This is a genomic window from Paenibacillus sp. NPDC055715 (assembly GCF_053617595.1).
Genome location: NZ_JBSHGA010000003.1, coordinates 312,102 through 328,428, shown reverse-complemented (window position 1 = coordinate 328,428; position 16,327 = coordinate 312,102). Strand labels below are relative to the sequence as shown.

The window sequence follows — 16,327 nt, the reverse complement described above, 5'->3', positions numbered from 1 at the left end:
AAGAGCAAGAGGCGACTCCAGTGATTCCCAGCAAGAAAAACCGTCGAGTACAGCGAAAATGGGACAAAGCAATCTACAAAGAACGGCATTTAGTGGAGTGCTTTTTCAACAAAACCAAGCACTACCGTCGCCTAGCGACTCGCTTTGATAAATTGACATGCACCTTCAAGGCTTTTTTGACGTTGGCCTCGATTATGATCTGGCTTGCTTAGGTTTGAATACACGCAAATATTAGGAAACGGCAGCGGCACATTAGTAACTTATCTGGCTTGCTTAGGTTTGAATACACGCCCTAGTAAAATCAAGCTTTTTAAAATCACAATGTGATTATTTTACTACAGCCACAAGGGTTTCGCAATTTTTTCCCAACCGTAGGCCGCTTCTTTCCAAATGTAAACAAAAACGGCTGTATCCCTTGTGGTTCTAAGAACTTCCCTATCTCATTCTATTTAAGAGGTTGGGAAAAAATATAGACCTTTGGTCTATGTCGAGATCCCTTACCTAAGAGTATAATGTAAAATGCGTCAGAAAAAATTGCCCTTATTGGTTGAATGAAACACTTGGTGTATTTAAATTTATAATTCTAGTTTTAAAACTACTGAAAACTAGACTATAACCATAACATCCGATGTTCCTTTTCTTTTTGTTCGGAAATATTCTTACTAATGGCTGTGAGCTACTTCTTTCTGAATAGCCAATTAGTACTTGAACCCAACACCAAACTTACCAAAAAAGAAGCAAACACCGATTTTAAAATAATAGGCAATATTGATTGATTTGGAATATCCACGATGTTTACTAAAAAGCCTACAAATATAATTATAAAAATGACAATGTAATCTATTTTTCTGAAGTTCTTTATATTAATCATCCTTTCAGAATTTGAGATTTAAAAAGTATATTAGAACCCAAATGACGCAAATGTCAAAAACCTCCTAACCATTTTAAGTGGCTTAGGAGGTTTTTGCTTTTCCAATAATAAATATAAATAGGAATGGAGTTCATGGAAGAATGAAGCTAAACAATTCGGATCAGTGAGTCATCGAAAATACCATTTTTAGCAGGATCTTTTTCCCGCCCTAAAATGCTATTTTGAATGGATTTGTACCTTTTTTTCTGGTGCTTAACTGCATGACTACGTTGGGATTCGAACAGGGCAACACATTTTTTAAAACTCGTATCGTTTTTTAAACTGTGGGCATACTCCATTGCTCTTAGGACGGCATCAATTGCAAGACCAGATTTGCCCTCCTTGAATCTATAAAGGGCGAGCTGATAAAGGAATTCAACGTAATAGTTCAAATTGTGGGGTTCTCTATAGAAACCCCCCAGTTCTCCGACTCTTTCTGCAAAGTCCTTCAAGATAGGATTGATGTCGTAATTATGCATAATTGCCGATTCTAGAATCGTGATCATGCCTGGAATTACCTCTTCAGCCGAATGTTCATGTAAAAACTGAATATATTCCGGTAGCACGCTCTCTTTGCCTTGTAGCAAGTCTAGGGTGTATGTATTCGCTTTGGCTAACATACAGAAGTGCTCAACTATATCCTGTGATTCAAGATCGCCCACATCCTTTACCCAACCAAGTTCAGCGTACTGTTCAACACAGTCTCTTGAGATTTCATACTTACCCAGTTTTTGATACGCTAACCCCTTCATCAGTTGGTTAAACCCTAAATAATATACAAGCGGTCGTTTCATATGTATGGTTCTAGGCTGTCCACCTTCTGTGCGTTGTAACTGCTGCTGGTCATATACATTATGGGCTTGAGTATGCAGTTGGTCTGCAATTTTAATCATTTGTTCCCATTCCTCAAGCGAAAAAGCCATTTTTAGCATTCCGACAATTGAATCAACGTCTGTTATTTCATCAAAGTCAAACTCTTTCACATGCAATTCCTCCTTGGTTACATTTTAATCCAATTTCACATGTGTTCTTCCTAAATATCAATCAAAATTTCCGGATTTTTGTCGATCATTAACGTTTTTAAGTGGATTATAAAAAAAGAGTATAATTGGGGCTGGCGATTATCGTGTAGTGTTCAAAAGGGGATGCTTTTTTAATATATCTCATGTTGTGGTTAAAGTTACTGGCTCGAAAACTGGCGCCAGTGGCAGACATATTTCAATACATCTCATGTTGTGGTCAAAGACAAGTACCCTACGCTGGCTGAACAGGTTGACGCGGATTTCAATACATCTCATGTTGTGGTCAAAGGCGAGGCATTGGGCGCCGCTGTTGTGTGGGATGGTAATTTCAATACATCTCATGTTGTGGTCAAAGTTGTCGTTTGCGTTGTCTTTACCCGTGGCCGTGTCCAATTTGAATACATCTCATGTTGTGGTCAAAGGATACGGGCGGTGGAGGAAAAACAACGCCTACACCGATTTCAATACATCTCATGTTGTGGTCAAAGCTGTTGTATCCTTGCCCCCTAGGTTACTAATAAATTATTTCAATACATCTCATGTTGTGGTCAAAGAAGAATGCCGGGAGAGAGTAAATTACGCGGAACCAAATTTCAATACATCTCATGTTGTGGTCAAAGTGCCACACTGGTTCAGTAGGGAATACAAATATTTCTATTTCAATACATCTCATGTTGTGGTCAAAGTATTCCCTTTTTAATGTTTTAACTATTATGTTATTAATTTCAATACATCTCATGTTGTGGTCAAAGATTGATAGGCGCGCATTAAGCCGATCACACCCTCTATTTCAATACATCTCATGTTGTGGTCAAAGGAAGATTTTGAGCTCGATCTTTCCCGATCCGGATGCATTTCAATACATCTCATGTTGTGGTCAAAGGCTAGTAGTATCAACCTTTTCAGTTTTAACAATGTGCTTATTTTACTACAGCCACAAGGGTTTCGCAATTTTTCCCCAACTGTAAGTCGTTATCCTACAATTGTAGAGAAAAACGTCTAAATCCCTTGTGGCTCTAAGTAATTCCCTGTATCATGTCATTTAGAGGTTGGGAAAAGAGTTCTTCCTTGGCCCCCATCTTCTCAAATTTTAAGCAACTTCAAAGACTACGATTTTTTATTTTAATATTGGAATCCGTCCTTAAAATAGACCTTTAGTCTGTATTGTTATGGATTTCTTGGAGGTATAATAATAAATGTATTTTCTAGGTCAATTTCAATGACATTAACACTTAGTGTATTTAAATTTGCAATTCTTTATTTAATCTAAAAAGTTTGACTAGAACCTTAACATTCGATGTCTTTCTAACCTCCGTTCGAAAACTTGTATATAAGCTTCCTTTTGGAAATACTTATTTCATTGCCTCTCTGATATTTTCATTGCAATTCTTAATTTATTGAGTATACCTGGAAATCCCGTCCAAACCGCTATATAATAAGTTCACGTAACAATACCACTTATGAACTGATCCCCATAACTCAGGAGGTGCCACACACCTATGAACACACACATACTTCTAATTGAAGACGATACATCCATCGCCAAAATGCTGCACAAAGCGCTAACCAAGGAAGGTTACACATTAACCACCGTCTATGACGGCGAAGAAGGGCTTCTTGCCTTTGAACGTAATACCTACGATCTAGTTCTCGTGGATCTGATGATGTCCAAGGTTGATGGTATGGAGGTAATACGCCGAATCCGTTCCAATAGCGCCGTGCCGATCCTGATTATGTCATCCAAGGACAGCGCTGTGGATAAAGCGCTTGGACTGGGCTTCGGGGCAGACGATTATGTGGCCAAACCTTTTTCGACGCTAGAATTGATGGCACGTATACAGTCCGCGATCCGCAGAGCCACTACCTATGCACGCCAGCAACAGCAGGAAGAACAGCCGAAAGCAAAAGTCCTGACCTACGAAAGTCTGCACATTGATTTCGAACATTTTATGGTTCGTAAAGGCGAGGTTCGGGTTCATCTAACAGCCAAAGAATTTGATATTCTGAAGCTATTTGTTACCCATCCGAACCGTGTATTTACCAAAGCGCAATTATACGGGTTTATCTGGAAAGAGGATTATATGGGTGACGAAAACGTGATTAACGTCCATATTCGCCGCTTACGTGAGAAAATCGAAGAAGACCCCTCCCACCCCATTCATATCAAGACCTTATGGGGTGTCGGCTACAAATGGGAGAACGGGTGATATGAACATCGGGAGCTTTTCTGAATGGACAATTTACACAGTACGCTGAGCTTTTGGACCTCTTGGACTATCTGTTCAGAGCCACGTTTATTATTTGGGCCTCTGTCCTGCTGTGCCGCTTTATTGTGGGCGAATTTAAGTCCAAGTCGATTAACATCTTGTTCATGTACCCGATTGACCGCAAAAAGCTGATGGTCGCCAAACCCGGAAATCTTATGTACTTAGCTCCATTGCGCTTGTGCAGATCGGCTTTGCCGTGTTGGGAATGCTCGTAGCATGCAGCCATCCGCCGCATCAAGTATACGGATATTACCTCGTAACATGTAATTTTGCAAAATGCTTTCAAAAAATAAATGAAAACTTTGTTCGAGGTACACATATTTTTCACTGGACTTCATTCTAAAACAGGTATATCCTATAGGAGAAATTAAAAAACGGAATAAGGATCTTCGGGGTAGGGTGTGATTCCCAACCGGCGGTATGGCTCATGGAGCTAAGCCCGCGACTCTGTATCTGGCAACAAGATACGGACTGATTTGGTGAGATGCCAAAGCCGACGGTAAAGTCCGGATGGAAGAAGATCGAAGTATGAACATGCCGCAAAGTGGATGAATGCTGCGTTATTGGTTTTACAGCAACTTCATTTAACTTGCATAAAGCGGCAAGTTTATTTGATCAACCCCCGTCTTGCATGGCCTAACGCCATGGACGGGGGTTTTTGTGCCACCGGTCCTGTATTCGCAAGGAGCTAATTGAGTATGAGTCAATCATCAACTGTACTAACATCCAAAGGTTTTGAGCGTAGCTCCCACATGAAAAGTGGTTTTTGGCTAGTCGCGATTGGAGCAGCCTTGTGGGGCGCGGACCCGCTGTTTCGCATTATTTTGCTCAAATCATTTACTTCAACACAAATTGTGCTGATGGAGCATGTGCTGCTCTTTATCGCCCTTGCCCCAGTGCTGTGGAAGCATCGCGAGGAGCTTAAAGCGGTACGGCTTCGTCAGATTTTGGCTATCTTGTTCGTCTCGTGGGGCGGCTCGGCTCTGGCCAGCGTGATCTTCACGATGGCACTCAGCAACGGTGATCTTAACGCTGTGCTGCTGCTCCAGAAGCTTCAACCGTTGGTCGCTATTATTCTGGCCCGCGTTATATTGAAGGAAATGCTGCCGCGTAATTTTGGAATATTAATGATCGTGGCTTTGTTCGGAACGTATCTTCTTACCTTCGGCTGGTCGCTCCCTTTCGGACATGTTCATGATTTCGTCCACGTCGGCAGTCTGCTTGCACTAGGAGCAGCGATCCTGTGGGGCGGTTCGACAGTGATGGGAAGCTACTTGCTTCGTTCGATGAAATATGAGACTGTGACCTCCCTGCGCTTCATGATGGCTCTCCCTCTGCTGATTGTTCTCACCTCTGTGGAGCATGCACCTTGGAATATGCCTGCTGGCACATGGGCGGGCGCAGCTGTGATTATTAATCTGTTGTTGCAGGCGCTGCTTCCGGGTCTTCTCAGCCTGCTGCTGTATTACAAGGGCTTGAGCACGACCAAAGCGTCTTATGCCACGATGGCAGAATTAAGCTTTCCCATGGTCGGTGTCGTGATTAACTGGATCGCTTTTCAGCAGATTGTTACGGTATCGCAATTGACTGGCTTTATGCTGATCTGGATTACACTCTTTATGATTTCTCGACAGCAAAAAAATGAATAGTACCTGTTCAGCCTAAATAAGCCTTCGTCCGTATACAAATACGGGCAAAGGCTTTTATGATGTCAGGCGGTTCAATGATATCTCAATACCGGGTTCAGATACTCATCTGTCCGGTCAACTGGCGGCGTCTCTCTCCTTCCGGGTCATGCTGCACCGAGATGTCTTGATGAAAAATGGTCGTAGCCCGTGTTTCCCTGTTGTATACCGGCCACTCCCCTTTCGGCAGCACAGGCTTTCCGTCACGTGCAAAAGCAACCCATGCCTGCTGCATATCGTGAGCCAGCGTCCGCATAGGCGGATGAACGTCCAATCCGAGCTTGCCCAGCAGCTCCAGATTATCAAAAACAAACGCAATTTCCGCGCAGTGAACTGCTTTTCCGAATACAGGATGCCCCGGCAGCGTCCAGTCAAAACGGTACATCCACACCGGGGCATGCACCGTTTGTGCAACTGCTAGAGCCAGGGCAGGCCGCCAGAAAAACAGATCCGTTAGCATCTGCGCTTGTCCCTCAATCGTAACAGGAAAAGGTTCCGTCAGCTCACCAACATCTGACATGCCCGTCATCATTTCCAATGCCTGACTCGCCGTCGACTTGTTCATCAGATGGGATTCCTTGCGAATAAAGTAAGCACCCTCATGCAAATTTGTTCCGATCAGAACAGATACCTGCTTTGCTGATCCTTTGGCAATCGCAGATAAAGGTACGTCAGGCAAGGTCACACCGTCCACGACGGGTTGATAGAGCATCGCCAGTCCCGGGCCGATCATTTCGTGCGTCTTAGCCATGGCAAGCATGAGCGCCTCCGTCGGTAGCGTAAACAATCGCTCCGGATGCAGGGGATCCACCCCCAGCTGCTGGAGATACGCAGCCGTGACTTGCTCAGCCTGTGAAGTTGGTAACACCTGCGATGCACCGCTCTGCAAAATAGCACGCCGGAACAGGCCCTCAGCGGCTGGCATGGCCAACAACGCGGCAATGCTCATGGCTCCCGCCGATTCCCCGAACACCGTCACCTCGTTCGGGTTACCTCCAAATGCGGCGATATGGTCCCTGACCCATTCCAGCGCAGCAATCTGATCCAGCAGCCCCGCATTAGAGGTCAGTCCGTCTCCCTGTGGAGTCAGATGCAAAAAGCCCAGCGGCCCGAGCCGATAATTGAGCGTAACGACGACAACATTCCCATTTTCCGCCATCCGTGCCCCGTCACATAATGGAATAATTCCCGATCCTGTTACAAAAGCTCCGCCGTGAATCCACACCATCACTGGACGTCCCTCCGTAGGTGCCTTCGAAGCAGGCGTCCAGACGTTCAGGTACAAGCAGTCCTCCGACTGCTCAGGCGGTTCCATCAGATTCCCGGTCATACTCTCAGCAGATGGCATAGGTTGCGGACAGATCGGCCCAAAGCTCGTCGCATCCCGAACTTCTTCCCAAGGCTTCAAAGGCTGAGGCGCGTGAAAACGCAGTTCTCCCACAGGAGGCTGTGCATATGGAATTCCTTTCCATACATGATATCCATTCACCATTTCACCACGAAGCTGACCCAGGCGGGTATGTACTGTAATACTCTCCATAATGAAGCCTCCTTTAACCTGTATGTTCAATGTTCAATATTCAACACAACGCTATATCAATCATTTCATATCTCTATTATACCCTTTGCGCAGGGCCAAACCAAAAATTGAGCAAAGCCAATCCAAATTCACAAAACCAAACACAAAAAACGCCGGGAACGCTTTTTGCACTCCGGCATTTTTATGAGAACAAAAGATGATAAGCGATTAATCACGAACCTCTTCTTTGGGGATCAGCTTGTATATTTCTTCGCTTTCCATCGAATCAATCAGTCGGTCCAGCCACTTGTAGTAGGCCACAGCCTGCTTCATTTTTAAACGATCCTGCTGGAGAACAGCCTTAAATTCCTCATATTCCCCGCCCTTCTCCAGCAATCTGTCCAGTTCCTCAATGGCCTTGCGCAGCACCAGCAAATTCGTTTCAACCGCTTTTCTCCATTTAATAGCAAAGAAGTCCGTGAACGTTTGATGCCAGTCATACTCGACTTCATACAAGTCCTTGCGCGAGCCTTTGCTCCACACCTTGTTGACCATTTTCAGATCCAACAGCGTTCGGACACCGGTACTCATGCTCGTTTTGCTCATTTCCATTTCACGGCCCATTTCGTCCAGCGTCATCGGTTTATCCGCAAAAAAAAGCAAACCGTACAAATGCCCCGCAGATAGGGTGATTCCATACAAATCCATATTTTTACCTATAGCTTCTATGACACGTTTGCGAATTTTTTGCAGCGAAGCCTGCTGCTCATCACCTAACTGGTACAAGCTCATGCTTGCAACCTCCTAATTTTAGAGCATTTTGCCTAAGATCCTATGAACGACTTTTACCCGTAACCGATTGGCTTTGACGCAACGCATGAAATCTTTCAATTAAAAACGAAATGTTTCAAAAGCAAAGCTTCTGTCTATACAACAGCATGGGTCGCTCAAAATCACAATTCACAAAATTGCTAATAATAGTTAAATTTTAAAATTATGGATATACATAAATCTTTTGCTTATGGTTATATTTCATTGTCTATTTTAAAAAAAAGAGCTATCGGTTGTAAAGTTCCAGATGTTTGAGCATTCTAGAGAACAAAGGAGTATATAGAAGGAAACTTTGTACAGTTTTTTCTGTACGTACTTTATGAACAGTTTTTTTGTTTGAAAAGCAAGCAATGCTTCTGTTACAATTAATTTTGTCATTAACCGTTCAGGATGTTCAAAATCATGATTTTTATACTCGATCCTTAATGCAAACGGGGTTAATACCAAGCAAAGTATAGAAAGAAGAGGTGTATGTATGACGATTTTGGAAGTCAAAAATGTCAGCAAACTCTTTGGTCCTCACGCAGAGCAAGGTGTTCCACTCCTGGAGCAAGGTTGGGGCAAGGAAAGGCTGGCCAAAGAAAAACAAATTACCGTTGGTGTCAACAAGGCCAACATGGAAATTAAGCAAGGTGAAATTTTCGTAATTATGGGCCTTTCGGGCAGTGGCAAGTCCACTTTAGTGCGAATGCTAAATCGCTTGATTGAGCCTACCTCCGGTGAAATTCTGGTCCACGGCAAGGATCTCCGTAAGATGAACAAAGAACAACTCCGTGAAGTTCGCCGTAAAACCATCAGCATGGTTTTTCAAAAATTCGCCCTGTTCCCACATCGGACTGTATTGGAAAATGTAGAATACGGCCTTGAAATTCAAAAGGTAGAGAAAACGAAACGCCAGGAAAAAGCACAGCAAGCGCTGGAACTGGTCGGTCTTAAAAACTGGGGCGATAAAATGCCCGATGAACTGAGTGGCGGTATGCAGCAGCGTGTCGGTTTGGCACGGGCGCTGGCTAATGACCCTGAAGTGCTCTTGATGGATGAAGCATTCAGCGCACTGGACCCTCTCATTCGCCGTGACATGCAGGATGAGCTGCTGGAGCTTCAAGATAAAATGAAGAAAACGATTGTGTTTATCACCCATGATCTAGATGAAGCGCTGCGGATCGGTGACCGGATTGCATTGATGCGGGACGGATCGGTCGTGCAGATCGGTACACCGGAAGAAATTATGATCCAACCGGCTAACTCTTATGTAGCCCGCTTCGTCGAGGATGTAGATCTGTCCAAGGTACTGACGGCTGCTCATGTCATGCTTCGTCCAGAAACGATCACAATGGATCGTGGTCCGCGTGTTGCTCTGGAATTGATGCGGGAACGCGGGATTTCCAATCTGTTCGTCATTGACCGTACCAAGAAACTATTGGGCGTTATCAATGCCGAGGATGCTGTCCATGCACTGCGCAATAATTTGAAGATTGAAGATATTCTTATGACGGACGGACCGCAAGTTGCTGCGGAAACGGTCATTAATGACTTGTTCGAAATTACAAGTTCGTCCAAGGTCCCTCTGGCCGTAGTCGATAACAAACAGAAGTTGCTGGGTGTTATCGTCCGTGGAGCTTTGCTGGGCGCACTTGGCGGAGATGTAACCACCACGAAGGAGGTGAATGCCCTTGATTCCGAAACTGCCAATCGCTGAGTGGATTCAAATCATCGTAGACTGGATGGGTATTCATCTGGCTGGATTGTTTAATGTTATTTCTTCTGTTATTGAAGCTGTTGTAGGCTTTTTCTCTGGGCTGTTCATGCTTCCGCACCCTCTGGTGTTCATTGTGATCATCGGGATTATCGCGTTTATGATCGGTCGGGTTCAGCTTACGCTGTTTACCGTCATCGGCTTCCTGCTGATTGACAATCTGGGCTATTGGAGCGAAACGATGAATACGCTCGGACTGGTAATCACGTCCGCACTCGTATCCATTGTCATCGGGATTCCAATCGGGATCTGGTGTGCATACAGCAAAACGGCGTCACGCATCATTACGCCTTTGCTTGATTTCATGCAGACGATGCCCGCGTTCGTGTACTTGCTCCCTGCGGTTACCTTTTTCAGCCTTGGTGTTGTACCGGGCGTTATCGCATCTGTTATCTTCGCAATCCCGCCAACCATTCGCATGACGAATTTGGGGATTATGCAAGTGTCGAGTGAATTGGTCGAAGCCTCTGACGCATTCGGTTCAACCTCGGCGCAAAAGTTGTTCAAAGTACAGCTTCCTCTGGCTATGCCAACCTTGATGGCTGGTATGAACCAGACGATTATGCTGTCACTGTCTATGGTTGTTATTGCTTCCATGATCGGTGCGGAAGGTATCGGTGCCGTTGTATACCGTGCCGTGACACAGCTGCAAATTGGTAAAGGTTTTGAAGCCGGATTGGCTGTCGTTGTTCTGGCTATCGTGCTTGACCGTTTCACGCAAAACCTGTTCAAACCAGCAAAAAGAGGCAAAAACCGCGTATCCACCAAGCAAAAGGTATGGATTACCTCTGCGGTTACGGCTGTCATTTTGATCGCTGGCGCATCGCAATATTTTGTTGGATCAAATCATTCTGCATCTGGCAAAGGAAACGCTGCTGCCAACCCGGTTGGCGAAGAAGTCGGTTACAAAATTATTGGAATTGATGCCGGGGCAGGGATTATGAAATCAACTGCCAAGGCGTTAAAGGACTACAATTTGTCCGACTGGAAGTTGGTAGAAGGTTCCGGTGCAGCGATGACTGCAACACTGGACAAGGCCATAAAAGCGAAAAAACCGATCATTATTACAGGTTGGACTCCTCACTGGATGTTCAACAAGTATGATCTCAAATATTTGGAAGACCCTAAAAAATCCTATGGTGAGGCCGAGGGTATTCATACGATTGCCCGTAAAGGACTGCAACAGGATGCTCCTGTCGCTTACGAATTCCTGAAACGCTTTAAATGGACTCCGGAGGATATGGGTGAAATGATGGTTGCCATTCAAGGTGGAACCAGTCCTGAGCAAGCTGCCAAGGATTGGGCTGAGAAGCATGCCAATAAGGTGCAGGAATGGACCCAGGGACTGCAACCTGTCCATGGTGACACCTTCAAGCTGAGTTATGTGGCTTGGGATTCTGAAATTGCTAGCACGAATTTGCTGAAATATATTTTAGAAAACAAACTGGGTTACAAAGTAACCGCGTTGCAAGTTGAAGCAGGTCCAATGTGGACGGGTGTTGCCAGCGGTGATGTGGATGCCTCACCAGCTGCATGGCTGCCATTGACTCATGCGGACTACTGGGCTAAATACAAGGATAAGCTTGATGATCTGGGCGCTAATATGACGGGTGTCAAAACGGGCTTGGTCGTTCCAGCTTATATGAATGTCAAATCGATTGCTGATTTACAGGATAACGGAGTCGCTTCGGCTCCAGCTTCTGCCACTACTGGGATTTCGGCAAGGAGGTCAGCTACCGAATTGTCGGTGTCTCCCCCGGCGACGGGTTGATGAAGCTGACCGCAGCCAATATGATATAGCACTTAAAACCAAAAGGCAGATCAGGAATAAAAACCTGATCTGCCTTTTTAATATACATACATATTAGGATTACTCTTAATCTTTTTAGCCTTTAAGCGTAACTCCCTCTTGAGCAGGCACATCGGTATGCTGGTCTGCTGTCTGACGTTGTCTAAAGAATAGCGGATAGATGGCAAAGGACACCAGCAGACTCACACAGCCAATAACGCCCAGCGCAATCGTATCCTTGAAGACGTACGTGATATCCAGCCCTTTGAGGGTGATATTCCGTACAGCATCCAGAAAATACGTCAGTGGCAATATTCCGGCAAGCCCCCGCAAGAAGCCTGGCATCGCATCCAGCGGCCACGTATAGCCTGACAGCATAAAGGAAGGAACGGCAATCAACATGAGGGTTTGGGTCGCATCCACTCTTGTCTTGGAAAAGAGACTGAACAGGAACCCTAAACTGCACAAGGCAAAGTTAAAGGCCAGCGACACCAGAATCAGCGGCAGCACCTGCCCCCTGAACGGAATATCAAAGCATAGGGCGCTAATACTGAATACAGTCAGCACATTGAAAGCTCCCGCCACATAATACGGTGTCAGCTTGGCAATTGCGAGTCGCCAAGGGGTATTTTTCCATGCGGCGAATCTCCCCCAAGTCCCTGCTTCCTTATCCCGCGTACAAGACAAAGCAATACCAAGCAGCAAACACTGCTGGAGAGCCGCAGAAATGACCCCTAGCGGCATGAACAGCTTGTAATCATATACCGGGTTGAACAGCACTCTGGACCGGAACGGGATGGTACTCAGCGTTGAGGCGGCCTGATCGGCGTTCATTCCCTTTTGCTTCATGGAATTGACCGAAACCCCGGCGCTTACGCTGCTAATGACTTGATTTGCGATCCGACTGGCGCTGTTGGAATACATCATGTTACTGCCGTCAATCAGGGTCAGCACGGGCGGATTCTCCCCATGCTTAAGCCGGGTGGTAAAATTGTCGGGAATGACGATGCCGACCTTGGCTTCCCCGGTTTCCACCTGACGAACCACATCCTCCTGATTGGTGGCCTGCCGTGTAACGGCAAACGAATCTGTCGCATCGAACGCCTGAATGATCTGGCGACTAAGCTGCGAATTGTCTCCGTCATACACCGTGACAGGCATCTCGGTAATCCGCTCATGAGAATACAGGAAGCCGAACAAGATAGTATACACAATCGGCGTAATCAGCAGAATAGCCATAAAGCGTCGATCCCGAAAGATGCTCAGCCATTCCTCACGAAACACATCGCGAATACGAAATCTTTCCTGTTGATCCTGCATATTACTGCGCCCCTTTGCCTGTAAGCAGAACCGTGGAGCCTGTCGGAACCGAAGTCGCAAGATCCGGCAAAGCTACTTTAACGCCAAAGGAACGGACATCCTTATCACCGGAGCTTTGGCTCGGTTTTTGAATGGCAAAGTCGGCAGCCGATTCCAATAAAATCACTTTACCCTTCAGCTCCTTACCATCCGACAGCAATTTAATTTGGACGGTATCCCCTGCTTGAAGACCATTCAAAGACGTTTCAGGCACATAGAATTTAGCCCAACGCTGTGTCGAAGTTTCAATGGTATAAACCGGGAAGCCTGCGCCGGCCATTTCGCCCAAGCTGAGCGATTTGGATTTTACAATGCCGTCCTCGGATGCGCGCAGCGTAGTGTAGCTCAAGTAGGTCTGAGCTTCCTGAAGGACAGCTTCCGCCTGGGCTACCTGTGCATTGGCACCTGCAACCGCCGACTGAGCCTGCTCCACCGTGGATTGCGCCGCCTTCACAGCGGATTGCGCCTGTTCTACCGAAGCCTGTGCAGCTTTGACATCCTCCTGCTGCAAAGTAACCTTGCCTGCTCCTGCCTGTGCTTCCTTTACCGCAGCCAATGCCTGACGGTATTGCGCTTCAGCCGCCGTAATTTCTTCCTTGCGGCTTCCCTCGCGTATCATATTCAGCTGTTGAGATGCTGAATTGTACTTGGCTTCCGCCTGTTGATGCTCCAGCGTCGCTTGATCCAATGACGCCTGCGTTGCCGCCCCGGCTTCTTGGAGCTTTTTGGCACGCTCCAGATTTTTAGCGCTCAAATCCAGCGTTTCCTTGGCTGCCTTCACAGTTACTTGCATTTGCTCAAGCTCCTGCGGTCTTGCACCGCTCTTGAGGGCATCCAGCTTGGCTTTAGCCGCAGCCGCAGCCGCTTGTGCCTGTTCAATCTGACTGGAGGAAGCCTGTGCAGTCACCCCGACTGCTGTGGTGCCCTGGCTCTTTTTGGCCTGAGCTGCACTCACGGTAGCCTGTGCCTGCCCCACTCCCGCTTGAGCCTGCAATACGCCAGCCTTCGCTTTGGACACATTACTCTGGGCTGCCAGCAATGCCGCCTGTGCCTGTTTCACCTTGTCTTCCATCTCACGGCTTTCTAGATGGGCTAACACCTGCCCTTTTTTCACCTTGTCGCCCTCATTCACGAGCATCTGATCAATACGTCCCGCTAACTTAAAGCTGGCATTGAGCGTATCCGATTCTACGTAAGCGGTGGGAATGGAAGAGGACTGATCCGCAGATAAGCTGCTGCCTCCCCATGGGAAAGCGGTCAAGGCATAAATCCCTACAGCGATTAAAACAATAAGTACGGCGTAAATCGTATATTTTTTACCTTTCATGTCTCATCACTCCATCTGTCTATTAATGATGCATACCCAGCGCGTTACATACAAATACTTCAATACTTTCGCGAACCTCCTGCAGATTCATCGTTTCGCCCCAAACCATCGACCGCATCGGAGCAAAAATGTAAATACCAAATAAGCAATTTGCCGTCGTTTTTGCATCCAGCTTACTCGAAATTTTCCCGTAAAACTTACCGGAATCGATCTCCGCCTCCATAAAATCAAAATAGTCAGCCAGTACCTGCCTGATATTAAAATGCTGCTCCTGCGAAACCCATCCCTTGCTAACCAGCAAACGGCAGAAATCCGGCTCTCTTCCAATAAACTCAATATGCACTTGAATCAGCTTGAGAATCCTCGATTCTACCTGATCCTTTGGAACCGGAGCCATGGCTTCACGGATATCCTGAACAAAACGCTCCATCCCCATCTTCAGAATGTAAATGTACAATTCTTGCTTGTTTTTAAAATTGTAATACAGGGTTCCTTTGGCTATGCCACATACCTTGGCGATTTCCTCCATATTAGTTTCATTAAAGCCTCGTTCGGAAAAAGCTTTGAGTGCGCCGTTAAAAATAATTTCCTTCGTCTGGTTTTTCATACTTCCTCCTTCTTTTGAACTGACCGTCCAGTACAAAAATTATATGTTTATTATAAGCTCCTTTTTAGGTATCCAGCAATAGAAAATGTACAAAATAAACAATTTTAGACAGTTCGTCTAAACGGACGTTCTAAAAACAGGAGAACGCGGACATACAAAAAAGCAGACCGAACCAGTTGGAGGTCACTTATTGGGTCCGTTATTTTATAAAACCGGCTGAAAATGAGGGTACGCATTACAATTTACCAGCCGCTATCGTTCCTATGCCTACAGAGACGTCATTCTGCCGCTGGTGCTTTACAATCTGCTGGTGGTGACACTGCTGAGCTAACGCTCAATCCATTCAGTCACAAAACAAGGAATGGTATGCGCTCCTTCTTGGCAAGCTAATGTAAGAAAACGTCAGAACGGAGAAGAAGCCTGATGAAATATAACCGATTACTGTCTGCAAGTATCGCTGTTTCCTTGTTCTGTGCCAGCTTGTGCTCCACACCCTATACAAATACTGCACAGGCCGCATCATACGCCTCCCCTGCTCCTACAAAGGGACGAACCTATTATGAAGAACGAGGGGACATTGTATGGGAGGTTCCTACCCATCGCAAGGTGATTGCCCTCACGTTCGACGACGGACCGGATGAAAGCAAAACGCCCGCCATTCTGGATTTGCTCAAGCAATATGACGCCAAGGCGACCTTTTTTGTCGTTGGTAGCCGCGTAGAAAAACTCCCTGACATTGTGAAGCGGGAACGAAGAGAAGGCCATGAGGTAGGCAACCATACCTTCCATCATCCATCCTTTCAGCATATTTCCCGTAACAAAGCTCTTTCCGAGATGGACCAAGGCCAAGCGAGTATCGTTCAAGCTACCGGTTCAGGAACCCATCTTTTTCGTCCGCCCGGTGGTTCATACACCGACACACTCGTGAAGATATCCAAAGAAAAAGGACAGAAAATGATTTTATGGTCCTGGCATCAGGACACCCTGGATTGGCGAAAACCCGGTGTACACCGGATCGTTAACAAGGTGCTTCGCAATGCCCGCAACGGCGACATCGTCCTCATGCACGATTATGTATATAAAAGCACACAAACCGTTGAAGCCTTAAAAATCATTTTGCCTGAGCTGAAAAAAAGAGGCTTTACCTTCGTCACCGTATCCGAATTGCTTGCCAATCGCGAGACACCCGAAGGACTGATTGAGGTCAATAAGTAATAAACCAATCCTTTCCTTTGAGTCATCGGCTACATAAAAA

10 protein-coding genes, 3 pseudogenes, 1 CRISPR repeat array and 1 riboswitch are annotated in these 16,327 nt (G+C 46.0%); of the genes and pseudogenes, 7 read left to right on the top strand and 6 right to left on the bottom strand.

The window, feature by feature from the left end:
• Positions 1-212, top strand: a pseudogene (locus ACWGOO_RS08620) (IS5-like element ISSoc13 family transposase); the annotation flags it as partial.
• 805 nt (positions 213-1,017) lie between these two features.
• Here the strand turns inward: ACWGOO_RS08620 and ACWGOO_RS08615 are convergent.
• On the bottom strand, positions 1,018-1,893 hold the full coding sequence (locus ACWGOO_RS08615) for a DNA-binding protein (protein WP_452482477.1): 876 nt from the start codon (positions 1,891-1,893) through the stop codon (positions 1,018-1,020).
• Between the two features lie 167 nt (positions 1,894-2,060).
• A CRISPR array of direct repeats spans positions 2,061-2,815; the repeat unit is 30 nt; unit sequence ATTTCAATACATCTCATGTTGTGGTCAAAG.
• 616 nt (positions 2,816-3,431) lie between these two features.
• Between ACWGOO_RS08615 and ACWGOO_RS08610 the strand changes: the two genes are divergently transcribed.
• The 3 genes and pseudogenes from ACWGOO_RS08610 (at position 3,432) to ACWGOO_RS08600 (ending at position 5,848) form a co-directional block, all read left to right on the top strand.
• Positions 3,432-4,139 (top strand): response regulator transcription factor, encoded by a 708-nt coding sequence (locus tag ACWGOO_RS08610; protein ID WP_452482475.1) that lies wholly within the window; start codon positions 3,432-3,434, stop codon positions 4,137-4,139.
• Positions 4,140-4,168: 29 nt separating this feature from the next.
• A pseudogene (locus tag ACWGOO_RS08605) lies at positions 4,169-4,342 on the top strand (ABC transporter permease); the annotation flags it as partial.
• 238 nt (positions 4,343-4,580) lie between these two features.
• A riboswitch (FMN riboswitch) is annotated at positions 4,581-4,725 on the top strand.
• A 172-nt stretch (positions 4,726-4,897) separates the two neighbouring features.
• On the top strand, positions 4,898-5,848 hold the full coding sequence (locus tag ACWGOO_RS08600) for a DMT family transporter (RefSeq protein WP_452482473.1): 951 nt from the start codon (positions 4,898-4,900) through the stop codon (positions 5,846-5,848).
• A gap of 94 nt (positions 5,849-5,942) precedes the next feature.
• Here ACWGOO_RS08600 and ACWGOO_RS08595 read toward each other — a convergent pair whose 3' ends face one another.
• Together ACWGOO_RS08595 and ACWGOO_RS08590 are read right to left on the bottom strand one after the other, a co-directional pair.
• Positions 5,943-7,424, bottom strand: a complete 1,482-nt coding sequence (locus ACWGOO_RS08595) for a carboxylesterase/lipase family protein (RefSeq protein ID WP_452482471.1) — start codon at positions 7,422-7,424, stop codon at positions 5,943-5,945.
• 207 nt (positions 7,425-7,631) lie between these two features.
• Complete coding sequence (locus tag ACWGOO_RS08590) at positions 7,632-8,195, bottom strand: GbsR/MarR family transcriptional regulator (protein WP_452482469.1); 564 nt, start codon at positions 8,193-8,195, stop codon at positions 7,632-7,634.
• Positions 8,196-8,709: 514 nt separating this feature from the next.
• Between ACWGOO_RS08590 and ACWGOO_RS08585 the strand changes: the two genes are divergently transcribed.
• Together ACWGOO_RS08585 and ACWGOO_RS08580 are read left to right on the top strand one after the other, a co-directional pair.
• Complete coding sequence (locus tag ACWGOO_RS08585) at positions 8,710-9,933, top strand: quaternary amine ABC transporter ATP-binding protein (protein WP_452482467.1); 1,224 nt, start codon at positions 8,710-8,712, stop codon at positions 9,931-9,933.
• A pseudogene (locus tag ACWGOO_RS08580) lies at positions 9,908-11,790 on the top strand (glycine betaine ABC transporter substrate-binding protein). Before ACWGOO_RS08585 ends, ACWGOO_RS08580 begins: the two are co-directional and overlap by 26 nt.
• Before the next feature lie 85 nt (positions 11,791-11,875).
• Here ACWGOO_RS08580 and ACWGOO_RS08575 read toward each other — a convergent pair.
• Genes ACWGOO_RS08575 through ACWGOO_RS08565 form a run of 3 tightly spaced genes read right to left on the bottom strand, consistent with a single transcriptional unit; the run spans position 11,876 to position 15,072 of the window.
• The gene (locus ACWGOO_RS08575) at positions 11,876-13,099 is read right to left on the bottom strand and encodes an ABC transporter permease (RefSeq protein ID WP_452482465.1); all 1,224 of its coding nucleotides are present in this window, start codon (positions 13,097-13,099) and stop codon (positions 11,876-11,878) included.
• A 1-nt stretch (position 13,100) separates the two neighbouring features.
• Complete coding sequence (locus ACWGOO_RS08570; RefSeq protein ID WP_452482463.1) at positions 13,101-14,465, bottom strand: HlyD family secretion protein; 1,365 nt, start codon at positions 14,463-14,465, stop codon at positions 13,101-13,103.
• A gap of 22 nt (positions 14,466-14,487) precedes the next feature.
• Positions 14,488-15,072 (bottom strand): TetR/AcrR family transcriptional regulator, encoded by a 585-nt coding sequence (locus ACWGOO_RS08565; protein WP_354451118.1) that lies wholly within the window; start codon positions 15,070-15,072, stop codon positions 14,488-14,490.
• Between the two features lie 423 nt (positions 15,073-15,495).
• Here ACWGOO_RS08565 and ACWGOO_RS08560 point away from each other — a divergent pair, with 423 nt between their 5' ends.
• Positions 15,496-16,287 (top strand): polysaccharide deacetylase family protein, encoded by a 792-nt coding sequence (locus tag ACWGOO_RS08560; RefSeq protein ID WP_452482460.1) that lies wholly within the window; start codon positions 15,496-15,498, stop codon positions 16,285-16,287.
• The last annotated feature ends 40 nt before the right edge of the window (positions 16,288-16,327 follow it).